The sequence below is a fragment of the Vibrio sp. FF266 genome (assembly GCF_041439695.1).
GTDB classification, from domain to species: domain Bacteria; phylum Pseudomonadota; class Gammaproteobacteria; order Enterobacterales; family Vibrionaceae; genus Vibrio; species Vibrio tasmaniensis_A.
The window spans coordinates 26,125-38,897 of the sequence record NZ_JBGOOO010000041.1; the positions used below are offsets into that span (position 1 = coordinate 26,125).

The window sequence follows — 12,773 nt, forward strand, 5'->3', positions numbered from 1 at the left end:
TAAATTGAGTTGTTTGAGCATGATTGTCACTGCGTGTGTCCTTATTGGATTGATTGCTGGTCTGGTCAGTAACCGTTTTAGAGCTAGCTATGTGTTTATTTTTTCAGTGACAGTGCTGTACGTTTCTGGTGAGCTTTCACAAGCCGTTATTTTCTCGAACGTCACTAACCGTTCTGTGATTATCTTATTATTGTTACTACTTTCTTCTCTCGCTCTAGAAAGGACAGCTTTGCTTAGTTGGGTGGCAAAAATGTTATCTCATCGTCATTATGGGCAATCGCTATTGCGTTTGGGAGCTCTGGGAGCACTAAGCTCTAGTGTACTTAACAATACCGCAGTGGTCGCTACTTTGATGGGGGGGGTTCTCAAAAATCCATTCCATGCTCCTAAGAAACTTCTGATTCCTTTATCGTACTTCTCTATTTTAGGGGGGACTCTAACCTTAATAGGAACTGCGACCAACCTTGTAGTTAGTGGTTTACTTGAAGACCAAGGCTATCCTGCGCTGACAATCTTTGCTTTTTTCCCTGTGGGGGTAAGTTTACTACTCGGTTGTGGTTTCGTAGTCATAATAGTTTCCAGGTGGCTTCCTGATGACCTTGTGAAAGTTGAGTCGTTAGGGGGATACTTCCTTGATGCTGAAGTCGAGAGCAGAAGTAAGCTCGTAGGTCGAAGTATATTAGAAAATGGATTACGATCACTCGATGGTCTTTTCTTAACTGAAATTATTCGAGATAAACAGTTGATAACCCCTGTATCACCGAGTGAATTGGTATTTGCAGGAGATAAACTGGTATTCAGTGGTGATGTTTCAGAAGTTAAACAACTGGCCTCTTTTGATGGCCTTAAGCTGTACGTTGAAGATGAATTCGAGTTAGGTAAAAACTTAGTTGAAGTCTTAGTGAGCCCTGAATCTGTATTGATAGATAAAACTTTAAAAGAGGTTGAGTTTCGTTCTCGTTTTGATGCGGCAGTGGTAGCGATCGCTAGGCAAGGAAAGCGGCTTTCTGGCAAGCTTGGGGAGTGTGTTATTCAAAGTGGTGATAAACTGATTCTTGCTGTCGGGGATGACTTTAAAAAACGCCCAAATCTAACTAGAAACTTTTTTCTATTAAGTGATAAATCGCTTAAAAGTCCCTTATCATTCACTCAAAACCTATTGGGTATTGTCGGTTTTATTTTATCCATTGTCTTAGCTGCGTGTACCAGTTTAGACCTTGTTGATACATTGTCTGGGTTCTTGCTCTTATCTTTGACGAGTAAAATCATTGATGGAACTCAATTAAGGCGACGTTTCCCGTTTGAGTTGTTGATTATTCTAGTATCAGCTTTGTGTGTCGCCAGTGCGTTTTCTAGCAGTGGTCTGGCATTGGCATTAACTCAAGTCTTTGAATCTGTAGCTGGACAACTCCCTCCCATTTGGGTGCTAGTTGGTATATTGGTGTTAACCGTTATCTTAACGGAGGTTATGACCAACACAGCAGCTGCAGCGATTATGTTGCCTATTTCTCTGGCATTAGCATCGACATTCCAGATCGAGTATTTACCGTTAGTGATGGCGGTGGCCTATGGTGCGAGTGCATCCTTTATCAGTCCTTTTGGTTATCAAACTAACCTTATGGTGATGAGCGCTGGTGGCTATACTTTTATAGACTTTTTTAAAGTCGGTTGGATAGTTACCGTCACTTACATTGTAGTTGCTGCCATTGTTATTCCGATGGTGTTCCCATTTTAGTTTTATATGAGTTGTAAGAATGACCTCTCCCTATGTAGTAAAAGATAATGAGTCTGTTAGCGATGATGTAGTTTGGCATAGCTCCACGGTGACGCATGAGCAACGCTCCGTGCAAAAGCAACAAGTGCCAACGGTGCTTTGGTTTACGGGATTAAGTGGCTCTGGGAAGTCCACTGTTGCCAATGCAGTCGAAAGTAAGCTTCTAAGTTTAGGTAAACATAGCTATTTGCTCGATGGTGACAACGTCCGGCATGGCCTCAATAAGGATCTTGGATTTAGCGACATGGACCGTGTTGAAAACATTCGTCGTATTGGTGAGGTAGCAAAACTGTTTGTGGATTCGGGAACGATAGTATTAACTGCATTTATTTCGCCATTTATTGCTGACCGCGCACAAGTCCGTGAGCTTTTATCTTCAAAGCAATTTCTGGAAGTGTTTATTGACACACCATTATCGGTGTGCGAACGACGAGACCCTAAAGGGTTATACAAGAAAGCACGAGCGGGCGAGATTAAGAATTTTACCGGTATTGATTCAATGTATGAAGCCCCATTAACTCCAGATATTCATGTCGAGACTGAAGGTCAATCTATTGAGGCATGTGCAGATATTGTAGTTAATCAACTTACTAAGTTAGGGTACATTTAATCATGTATTACGATGTATTCAATGGTGATGCTGATGGAATAATTGCTTTACTTCAGTTACGTAAGGCCGACCCAAAATGCTCGAAGCTTGTCACTGGTGTAAAGCGTGACATTGCTCTTTTACAGCGAGTGGTTAAACAAAATGATATCAGTGGCTGCACCATCTTAGATATATCGATGGAAAAAAATATCGATTCACTCTATGAATTGATAGATCTGGATATACCTCTGTTCTATTGTGACCACCATCGTACGGGAGAAGTGCCACAAGCTGATAATTTTACAGCCCTCATTGATTTGGAGGCGAATACTTGTACCAGTTTGTTGATCAACCAGCAGTTAGCGGGGCGGTATGCTGATTGGGCTATAGTTGGTGCTTACGGTGACAATATGTATGTCAATGCTGATCAGTTAGCCGATGTTATCGGATTAAGTTGCAATGAAAGAACATTTTTAAAAGAGTTGGGTACCTTAATCAACTACAACAGTTATGGAACTTCGATTGACGATTTGCACATTGATCCAGCCGAATTGTTTCAACAGCTTATGTGCTATTCTTCACCTTTTGACCTCAAGCGAGATTTAATATCTCCTTATTATGCTCTAAAACAAGGGTATCAGGCCGATTATCAACATGTTGAACTGCTAACGCCGATAGTGTGCACTGACGTGTCTGAAATCTATCTACTGCCATGTGAAGCATGGGCAAAGCGTATCAGTGGTGTGTTTGGAAACGTGCTTGCAAATCAATCACCAGACAAGGCTCATGCAGTACTCACATTGAATGACAATAAGAAAGATTACACCGTGAGTGTTCGTGCACCTTTAAATAATCGTACTGGTGCAGATGAAATTTGCTGTCAGTTTGTTACTGGTGGTGGCCGTAAAGCTGCGGCGGGGATTAACGCCTTACCTATTGAAAATAAAAACGAATTCATTAAAGTTTTAAATAAATTTTATCAATAAATCAAAGTCGGTTTGAAGAGTTGAGTATTTAAACCGGGACCATTAAGGAAAGACCATGTCACATAGTTCAGAGCTAATTTCTCAAGATATTGAAGCATACTTAAAAGTACACGAGAACAAAGATCTGCTGCGCTTTTTAACTTGCGGTAACGTGGATGATGGTAAATCAACACTGATTGGTCGTTTGCTTTTTGATAGTAAACTGATATACGAAGATCAGATGGCTGCGATTGAGAAAGACTCTCAAAAATTCAATACAACCGATGAATCATTTGATCTAGCACTGTTGGTCGATGGCCTGCAATCTGAGCGTGAGCAGGGTATTACTATTGATGTGGCATACCGTTATTTTTCGACAGATAAACGTAAATTCATTATTGCTGACACTCCTGGGCATGAGCAATACACACGTAATATGGTAACTGGGGCGTCAACATGTGATTTAGCGATTGTGATGGTGGATGCCCGCTATGGTATTCAAACTCAAACGCGTCGTCACAGTTATATTTGTTCACTATTGGGTATTAAGCACATCATAGTTGCTATAAATAAGATGGACCTGATGGATTATAGTCAAGATGTGTATCAACAAATCAAAGCTGATTATCGTGAGATGGCTAAGAGCTTCAATATTGACGACATTCGCTTTGTACCCATTTCAGCGTTGAAGGGTGACAATGTGGTAACTCCAAGTGAAAACATGGAGTGGTACCCAGGCTCGACTTTAATGAAACTGCTTGAGACAGTAAAAGTCGATCAAGATAAAGATTTAGAGCATATGCGCTTTCCTGTTCAGTACGTTAATCGTCCGAATTTAGATTTTCGCGGTTTTTGTGGCACGTTGGCTTCTGGCCAAGTCAGTGTTGGTGATGAAATAACAGCGTTACCTTCAGGAAAATCATCAAAAATTAAGTCCATATTCACTTATGATGGTGAGTTGGAGTCAGCACTGCCTGGTCAAGCGATTACGATAACACTTGACGATGAAATTGATGTATCTCGCGGGGATATGTTGATTCATAAAGGCTCAAAGCTGCAACTTGTTAACAAGTTTGATGCGTATTTAGTGTGGATGGATGAAAACCCATTGCGTTGCCATAAAGAATATAGTTTCAAGTTTGCAACGAAATCTTGCACAGGTAAGTTGTCAGGTATTCAACATAAAGTTGATGTGAATACTCTTGAACAACACGCTGAAAATTCTGAAACAGTAGAGCTTAATGAAATCGCGTTAACTTCTATCAATTTAACCGATCAAGTTGCTATAGACTTATACAAAGATCTGCCTCAGACAGGTGCCTTTGTGGTGATCGATAGGCATACGAATGTGACAGTAGGGGCTGGTGTTGTGCAGCGTCTGCATTCTGAAGAGGGAGTTAATAAGCGCATTTACTCGCAAGCTGAAAAAGAATTAAACACTTATATAAGAAAGCATTTCCCTGAATGGGGATGCTCAGAAGTTTGATAAATTAAGTTCTACATTCCCTATTTAGTTAATGCTTATTGAACCTATCAACGCCTTTACTTCTATGTTTAGGCGTTATTTTACATCTGCTATCTCACTCCTTAAACGTTACTGTAAGCATGTTGTTTTATACTCTTGTTGCGATGTTCTCACTTGTGAGTACAATGTGCGCTAAATTTTCAACGATGACTTACATGCTTTGATTAATCCCCATACCGTCGATTTTAAAAAGGCTTTCTTAAGTCTGACCGCCAGCTTTTTAGTGGTTTTTAGCTTGTTACTTGTTGATTCAGCGGAAGAGTCAGAAAAGCAGTATGGAATTGAAAACCAAGGCGTGACACGCTCTTTAGCGGAGCTTACACAGATTATTAATGCGCTTGAATATAATATTACCGCACTTTATCCGCTGCATGGGGATACCTACGTATTCTCACATGAGCAAAAGGTCGAAGGTGATACGTGCTACTTCATTAGTGAAGAGCAAGCTGCCCCTCGATTTGATTTTATGTTCTCTGGCCCAAGTGAGATGTGCGATCTAAAGTCGGAGCTTCATTTAGAAGCAGGTAGGCGCATGTTTATCGCACCCACCATGGCTTACTTTGCGAATACCATTGATACCATTTCTGCGATTTACTTTATCTCCAAAGATAAATTTATTATATCGTCGCCTTCCGATTTCGCCCGTTACATTAAAGGTGACACCTTTGATTCAGTCGTCAATAGTCGCCCTTATTGGGTGAATACGATTCGTTTTGGCTTAGCTCAGGGTCAAGACCAAGTGGTGTATACCGGCCAATACGATGACTACCTAACAGGGAATAAGGTAGTGACCTTAACCAAAGGTATCTATGTTGATGGTGAGTTTAAAGGAGTGCTCGGTGTTGATGGTTACGTCTCTAATCTCGTCTCGAATCCCGTTCATGGATACAAGGTGACGAGCGCAAGAGGAGTAAACAAATATGGGCTGTTGGACTTTACCTATTCACGACCTTTGTACGTCGATGGAATTAATACTGAGTTATACCTGACTATTGAAGAAGGAAAGAGTGAGCACTTCTTACATTTGCTGGAACTGGAGCGGGTTCAATTACTGATTTTGTTGGCTTTGTACTTTATCTCAGCGCTATGGTTGTGGCGGTTTTATACCAAGCAAGAGCACAAGCGATTGAAGAATTTAGCGATGCTCGACCCATTGACTGGTTTATATAATCGGCGTGGTTTTGAAGCTCGGTTGCTGAACCAAAATGAGGAGCCAATTATTGGTGTTGGAGTATTTGATATCGATGATTTCAAAGTGGTGAATGACCAGTATGGTCATAAGGTGGGAGATGAGGTGATTTGCCATGTTGCTCAGTTAATGCTGAACAGCGTTAGGCAGAAAGATATCGTGGCTAGATTTGGTGGTGAAGAGTTTGTTGTCGCGATTACGGGCGAATCATCCGAATTACTTTCATCGATCTTTGAACGAATTCAAAATGACATTAGTTTACAAAGTTATCGATGCGCGACCGGTGACAAGATTAATATATCAGTCTCCGGGGGAGCGACGCTTTACTCTCTGTACAAGTTCGACAGCATTGGACACTTGTGGGAAAACCAGAGTATTCGTTCATCAGATGAGCAGCTTTATAAGGCGAAGGCCGCAGGCAAGAATCAAGTGTCTATTCACGTACATTAATCCGTGAACTGCAGTTTAGAGCCTAGTCGTTTGCTAGGCTCTTTTTTATCTAAGGAAAAAGACTCTTAAGATGAAACAGTAGCTAAGAATAAAATGCAGCTAAGGCCAAATGTCTTCCGACGAGGTGTTACTTCTTCACGCGGACTTTTCTCATCCACTTCTGATGAACACCACGGCGTAAGCTCTGGAAGCTGTTTTCTACTTTGTCGACACCAAGCAGAATCACTAGCGCCATTAGCGTGATAATAACCGACTGCGAAAGGTGGCCAAGTGCGATCATCATACCTAATGCAGCGAGTACCCAGATAATCGCCGCTGACGTGACACCATGAATTTTTCCATCCAATGTCATCATTACCCCAGCACCAAGGAATCCAACCCCCGTAATTATCTGACCAAGTACACGAGCTTGATCGAGTGTGTTGGGGGATAGGCTAATCGCCATGGTGAGGAAGAAGTAAGTACCGCTAATGATAAGGATCGATGTCCGGATCCCGACGGGTTTACCGCGTGTTTGCCTTTCGATTCCGATTAAAGAACCACACAACATGCATGCTGCGAGGCCTGCCCAGCTAAAGGGGGCAAGGTTGAGAGCTTGTTCTATAAATTGTGACATATCACCCCTCCTAAGAATTTAGAATAGAGCCGAGTATGCTAATAATAGACCGGACGATCGAACAAAAAATTTTTGTCGTGAAGGTGCATTTAGCACGTGTTGTCGTTACAGATAAGCTTAGTCGCTTTTTGAAGCTCGCTCGCTATTCAATATGCAGATCGAGTGGTGTCTTGCTGCTGCGTCCGCCAATTTCACGGGTTAACTTAGGTACTAGATAGCCAGAAACCTCAGAGATTAATCCCTTAAAGTGGTGTTTCGCTTCTTCATCGGAGATATAGAAATGAGCAGCGCCCTGAACTTTATCAAGTACATGCATGTAGTAAGGTAAAATACCGGCGTCGAATAGCTTTTCACTTAATTTTTTCAATGAGTTAGCGCTGTTATTTACGCCTTTTAGCATTACGCCTTGGTTGAGCAGAGTCGCACCAGTTTGCTTAAGCTTATGAAAGGCTTGCTTGAGCTCTAAGTTGATTTCATTGGCGTGGTTGATATGGCTGACCATCACCACATTGAGGCGAGTTTGAGTTAACAATTGGCATAGTTCGTCAGTCACTCGCGCCGGAATCACGACAGGTAATCGGCTGTGAATTCGAACGGTTTTCACATGTGGAATTTGTTCGATGGCATTGATCAGCCAATCTAGTTCGCTGTCCTTTGCCATCAGAGGGTCGCCCCCAGATAAGATCACCTCGTTGATCTCGGGATGTTGAGCCACATAATCGAGGCTGGTCTGCCAAACAGACTTCGATCCTTTGTTATCTTGATAAGGGAAATGACGACGGAAGCAGTAACGACAGTTAATCGCGCAGCCACCTTTCACGATCATTAGCGCGCGGCTTTTGTATTTGTGTAGTAGTCCCGGAATCGCGTTGTCTTGTTCTTCCAGTGGATCAGCAGAATAGCCTTGGTGCACCTCAAACTCTTCACTTAGCGGTAAAACTTGTCTTAGCAAAGGGTCGTGTGGATTGCCTTTTTCCATTCGCTCAACAAAGCTAAGAGGAACTCGAAGTGAAAACAGCTCACGTGCTGCGAATCCTTTTTGCCACGGTGTTGGGTCTATTTCCAATGCTTCAAGCAGTTTTGTCGGGTCAGAGATCGCATTCGATAGTTGTTTGAGCCAGTTTTGCTCAACAGATTCGACTTTTCGGGTTATGATATGCGGCATTGAAATTAACTCAAAGATGTGGAAGAGAAAATCATGGCGTCAGTAAGCACCAATGAATTCAAAGGCGGTTTAAAATTCATGTTAGATAACGAGCCTTGCGCAATTATCGACAATGAATACGTTAAGCCAGGTAAAGGCCAAGCGTTTAACCGTGTAAAACTTCGTAAACTGCTGTCAGGCAAAGTGTTAGAGAAAACATTCAAGTCAGGCGAAAGCTTCGAGCTTGCAGATGTTGTTGACGTTGAACTAGGCTACCTATACAACGATGGCGAATTCTACCACTTCATGAACAACGAAACATTTGAGCAAATCGCAGCAGACGTAAAAGCAGTCGCTGATTCAGCAAAATGGTTAGTTGAAAATGACGTTTGTACTCTAACGTTGTGGAATGATAACCCTATCACTGTTACTCCGCCAAACTTTGTTGAAATCGAAGTAACTGAAACCGATCCTGGCTTGAAAGGCGATACACAGGGTACGGGTGGTAAACCTGCAACTCTAGCAACTGGCGCGGTAGTTCGCGTACCTCTATTCATCGCTATCGGTGAAGTTGTTAAAGTTGATACTCGTACTGGCGAATACGTTGGTCGTGTGAAGTAATTTGATTGTGTCCATCTTGTTTAAGGTGGCTCAGTGAAATAGAAAAGGTCGCTTATGAGCGGCCTTTTTTGTATCTGGCGATCGGAGAAGAGCAGATTCGAGTAAACGAGATTCGACACACAACAAAAAAGCAGAACAAGATAATCCTGTTCTGCTTTTAGTACTTTCGTTCTTAAACTCTTCGAATCTCAGTTACCCGAATCTCGAATCTGCTCTTAACTGTTAAATCATAAAAATGAAGATAACAGATAGCGCGCTGATTAGGCCTGCAACGAAGTAGCAACCCACTTTACCTGCAACGCCGACGTGGAACTTAAGGTCGTGCATGCCGTGGTGAAGACGGTGCATTGCATGCCACATTGGCAGTGCTAGCGTACCGATGATGAATAGCGCACCGATAATGCTGGTGGCAAACTCAGAGACACGCTCGTAGCTCATTGCATCCGCATCGATAATGCCCATTGGCACCAAGATACCCAGCACTAGAATCGTGATTGGTGTAATCATCGCGAACCAAGTACCGCCAGCGCCGAATAGGCCCCACCAGATTGGTTCATCAGAGCGTTTCGGATTGTGGTTAACATTGTAATTTGTGTTCATAACGAAGCTCCTTACACCACCATCAGAACGATTAAAGAAATAAATGCCACCGCTGCCCACTGGGTCAGTACGATGATTCTTTTATCTACCAATTTGCCTTTAAGGCGGATTGGCATTACTTGAGGCATCATGCTGAAGAAGGTCTGAGCGTGCAGTAAGCTGCCTAGCAGTGCTACGATGTTGATACCAACAACGATAGGGTTAGCCATAAAGCTCAACCAACCTTCCCACGCTTCAGGGCCTTTCACTAGCGAACCCAAACCGAAGGTTAGGAACAGAGTGAATAGAATCAAAGGCAGTACAGTCGCTTCACGTAGCATGTAGAAGCGGTAGAACGGATGGTTGCTCCACCACGTTCTCTTCATCTCGCGAACATAAGGCTTACGATTGCTCATATTATGCCTCCTCTGCTGTTTTTACTTGCGATCCATCAGGCTTGAACATCGAGATAACGAAGTCCATTGAAGACTCAACTTTGCCTTGGTTTACAGCTGCTGCTGGATCTACTTTCTTCGGACAAACGTCAGAACAGTAACCTACAAACGTACAGCCCCAAGCACCGTTGTCGCCATTGATAAGCTTCATGCGCTCAGCTTTACCATTGTCACGGCTATCTAGGTTGTAGCGGTGAGCAAGAGCAAGTGCTGCAGGGCCGATGAACTCAGGATTTAGACCAAACTGAGGACACGCTGCGTAACACAAACCACAGTTGATGCAGCCAGCGAACTGTTTGTACTTCGCCATTTGCTCTGGAGTTTGGATGTTAGTGCCGTCTTCTGGCTTACGGTCGTTACCAATGATGTAAGGTTTGATTGCTTCAAGGCGCTCGATAAACGGCGTCATGTCGACGATCAAATCTTTCTCGATTGGGAAGTTAGCTAAAGGCTCGATCTTGAAGCCGTTCGGGTAGTCACGTAAGAAGCTCTTACATGCCAGTTTTGGCACGCCATCAACCATGATGCCGCAAGAACCACAAATCGCCATACGACAAGACCAACGGTAAGACAGGTCTTTATCTAGGTTATCTTTGATGTAACCAATCGCATCAAGTACCGACATGGTTTCATCAAATGGAACTTCAAAGGTTTGAAAGTGAGGTTCTGCATCGTGCTCAGGGTCATAACGCAGAATTTCAATTTTTTGGATTCGATTCGCTGACATTATGCTTGCTCCTCTTCGCTCTTCTTCGCATTCTCTTTTGCCGCTTTTTCAGCAGCAGCGGCTTTCTCGGCTGCTTCACCGTATAGACGAGCTTTAGGTTGAGATTTAGTAATCTTAACGCCGCTGTAGTCGATAGTTGGTGCTGCATCTTCGTTGTAGAAAGATAGAGAATGTTTCAGGAAGTTCACGTCATCACGTTCTGTGCAGTTGTCGTCTAGACGTTGGTGTGCACCGCGAGACTCTTTACGAAGGATCGCTGAGTGAACCATCGCTTCGGCAACTTCAAGGCCGTAACCCACTTCGATAGCGTAAAGTAGGTCAGTGTTGAACACTTTGCCTTTGTCTTTAATGCTGATCTTCTTGTAGCGAGCTTTCAGTTCAGTGATTTTGTCGATGGTTTCTTGCATCAAGTCTTCTTGACGGTAGATACCACAACCCGCTTCCATGGTGTGACCCATTTCAGTACGGATATCAGCCCAGTTCTCATCGCCTTCTTGAGCCAAGATGCCAGCGATGCGATCTTCAACCGCTTTCACTTGCTTAGCAATAGACTCTTCGTTCCAGCCTTTGAACTCAGCTGCACGTTTCACGGCTTGTTCACCGGCTACGCGACCAAATACCACGAACTCAGCCAGTGAGTTAGACCCTAGGCGGTTTGCACCGTGTAGGCCAACTGAAGCACATTCACCAACGGCGAATAGGCCTTTAATACGAGTTTCACACGTACCGTTAGTTTCAATACCACCCATGGTGTAGTGAACGGTTGGACGAATTGGGATTGGCTCTTTTGCTGGGTCTACGTTTACGTACGCTTTTGCAAGCTCACAGATAAACGGAAGACGCTCTTGTAGGTACTCTTCACCAAGGTGGCGAAGGTCAAGGTGTACGACATCACCAAGCGGGTGCTTGATGGTGTTGCCTTTCTGCTGCTCGTGCCAGAATGCTTGAGAAACTTTGTCTCGAGGACCCAGTTCCATGTATTTGTTTTTCGGCTCGCCCACTGGAGTTTCAGGGCCCATGCCGTAATCTTGCAGGTAACGGTAGCCGTTCTTGTTGACGATGATACCGCCTTCACCACGACAACCTTCGGTCATCAAGATGCCAGTGCCCGGTAGGCCTGTTGGGTGGTATTGAACGAACTCCATATCACGAAGTGGCACACCGTGGCGATAAGCCATTGCCATACCGTCGCCAGTTACGATGCCGCCGTTGGTATTACAGTGGTAAACACGACCTGCGCCACCCGTTGCTAGAACAACAGATTTTGCTTTGATGGTAACAAGCTCACCTTCAGACATGTGAATCGCGATTAGGCCTTGTACTTCGCCATCTTCAACGAGCAAATCCACCACAAAGTACTCATCAAATCGTTTGATTGTGTCGTACTTCATCGAAGTCTGGAACAGAGTATGAAGCATGTGGAAGCCGGTTTTATCCGCTGCGAACCACGTTCTCTCTACCTTCATACCGCCGAATCGGCGTACGTTTACTTCACCGTTTTCTTTACGACTCCATGGGCAGCCCCATTGTTCCATTTGGATCATTTCGCGAGTCGAGTTTTCAACAAAGTATTCAACAACATCCTGTTCACATAGCCAGTCGCCACCGCCAACAGTATCGTTGAAGTGGTTATCTAGGCTATCTTCGTCTTTAATTACCGCTGCTGAACCGCCTTCTGCTGCCACCGTGTGCGAACGCATTGGGTAAACTTTAGAAATCAGTGCAACTTCCAATTCAGGATTAGCTTCAGCTGCTGCAATTGCTGTACGAAGACCAGCGCCGCCTGCGCCGATGACTGCGATATCTGTGGTAATTGTCTTCACAGTTATTCTCCAGTGTGATGCGGAGTATTCCGCTTGTTATTATAAAAAGCTTATTGGTAGTACTTACTAATTGGCGTTACTTACTAATTAATAGTACGTAAACGGCATCAACCGTTTATTACCCCTAAGCCTTAAGTGGTAGGTTCAGTGTAAGAGAGGAAGGTATTCGAAAAGTTGATGCATTTGGGTTTTTAGGTCGGTAGTGCATATGGAGGCATAGAATTTATAGGTTATGTGACTGCAATCACGGCAATGAATTGTTTGTCTCGTCCTAAAATACGTTGACAGTTTTTCTACTAAGCCAACAGCGTCAGCT

At 43.6% G+C, this 12,773-nt stretch carries 12 protein-coding genes; 6 read left to right on the top strand and 6 right to left on the bottom strand.

Going from position 1 to position 12,773, the window contains the following annotated elements:
* The first annotated feature begins 19 nt into the window (after nucleotides 1-19).
* The 5 genes from ACED59_RS20835 (at nucleotide 20) to ACED59_RS20855 (ending at nucleotide 6,492) form a co-directional block, all read left to right on the top strand.
* Nucleotides 20-1,735: an SLC13 family permease gene (locus tag ACED59_RS20835; protein ID WP_017097238.1), complete on the top strand. Its 1,716-nt coding sequence runs from the start codon at nucleotides 20-22 to the stop codon at nucleotides 1,733-1,735.
* A 19-nt stretch (nucleotides 1,736-1,754) separates the two neighbouring features.
* Complete coding sequence (cysC, locus tag ACED59_RS20840; RefSeq protein WP_017097239.1) at nucleotides 1,755-2,384, top strand: adenylyl-sulfate kinase; 630 nt, start codon at nucleotides 1,755-1,757, stop codon at nucleotides 2,382-2,384.
* Between the two features lie 2 nt (nucleotides 2,385-2,386).
* On the top strand, nucleotides 2,387-3,349 hold the full coding sequence (locus tag ACED59_RS20845) for a DHH family phosphoesterase (RefSeq protein WP_017097240.1): 963 nt from the start codon (nucleotides 2,387-2,389) through the stop codon (nucleotides 3,347-3,349).
* Nucleotides 3,350-3,404: 55 nt separating this feature from the next.
* A complete protein-coding gene (gene cysN, locus ACED59_RS20850) occupies nucleotides 3,405-4,814 on the top strand; it encodes a sulfate adenylyltransferase subunit CysN (RefSeq protein WP_017097241.1) in 1,410 nt (469 codons plus the stop codon).
* 244 nt (nucleotides 4,815-5,058) lie between these two features.
* Nucleotides 5,059-6,492: a sensor domain-containing diguanylate cyclase gene (locus ACED59_RS20855; protein WP_081326777.1), complete on the top strand. Its 1,434-nt coding sequence runs from the start codon at nucleotides 5,059-5,061 to the stop codon at nucleotides 6,490-6,492.
* 127 nt (nucleotides 6,493-6,619) lie between these two features.
* Here the strand turns inward: ACED59_RS20855 and ACED59_RS20860 are convergent, their stop codons facing one another.
* Together ACED59_RS20860 and epmB are read right to left on the bottom strand one after the other, a co-directional pair.
* Entirely contained in the window at nucleotides 6,620-7,108 is a 489-nt protein-coding gene (locus ACED59_RS20860; RefSeq protein ID WP_009847921.1) for an MgtC/SapB family protein, read from the bottom strand.
* 142 nt (nucleotides 7,109-7,250) lie between these two features.
* Nucleotides 7,251-8,273 (bottom strand): EF-P beta-lysylation protein EpmB, encoded by a 1,023-nt coding sequence (gene epmB / locus ACED59_RS20865; RefSeq protein WP_017097243.1) that lies wholly within the window; start codon nucleotides 8,271-8,273, stop codon nucleotides 7,251-7,253.
* Between the two features lie 33 nt (nucleotides 8,274-8,306).
* Here epmB and efp point away from each other — a divergent pair, with 33 nt between their 5' ends.
* Nucleotides 8,307-8,873: an elongation factor P gene (efp, locus tag ACED59_RS20870; protein ID WP_009847919.1), complete on the top strand. Its 567-nt coding sequence runs from the start codon at nucleotides 8,307-8,309 to the stop codon at nucleotides 8,871-8,873.
* A gap of 222 nt (nucleotides 8,874-9,095) precedes the next feature.
* On the opposite strand, the gene frdD is transcribed toward efp, so the two are convergent.
* From frdD to frdA, 4 genes are read right to left on the bottom strand one after another with little or no spacing between them, the layout of a single operon-like run.
* Nucleotides 9,096-9,473: a fumarate reductase subunit FrdD gene (gene frdD / locus ACED59_RS20875; RefSeq protein WP_009847918.1), complete on the bottom strand. Its 378-nt coding sequence runs from the start codon at nucleotides 9,471-9,473 to the stop codon at nucleotides 9,096-9,098.
* An 11-nt stretch (nucleotides 9,474-9,484) separates the two neighbouring features.
* On the bottom strand, nucleotides 9,485-9,868 hold the full coding sequence (frdC, locus tag ACED59_RS20880; protein ID WP_017097244.1) for a fumarate reductase subunit FrdC: 384 nt from the start codon (nucleotides 9,866-9,868) through the stop codon (nucleotides 9,485-9,487).
* A 1-nt stretch (nucleotide 9,869) separates the two neighbouring features.
* A complete protein-coding gene (locus ACED59_RS20885; RefSeq protein WP_009847917.1) occupies nucleotides 9,870-10,634 on the bottom strand; it encodes a succinate dehydrogenase/fumarate reductase iron-sulfur subunit in 765 nt (254 codons plus the stop codon).
* Nucleotides 10,634-12,457 carry a fumarate reductase (quinol) flavoprotein subunit gene (gene frdA, locus ACED59_RS20890; RefSeq protein WP_017097245.1) on the bottom strand — a complete coding sequence of 608 codons (1,824 nt, stop codon included), beginning with the start codon at nucleotides 12,455-12,457 and terminating at the stop codon, nucleotides 10,634-10,636. Before frdA ends, ACED59_RS20885 begins: the two co-directional genes overlap by 1 nt.
* Between the last annotated feature and the right edge of the window lie 316 nt (nucleotides 12,458-12,773).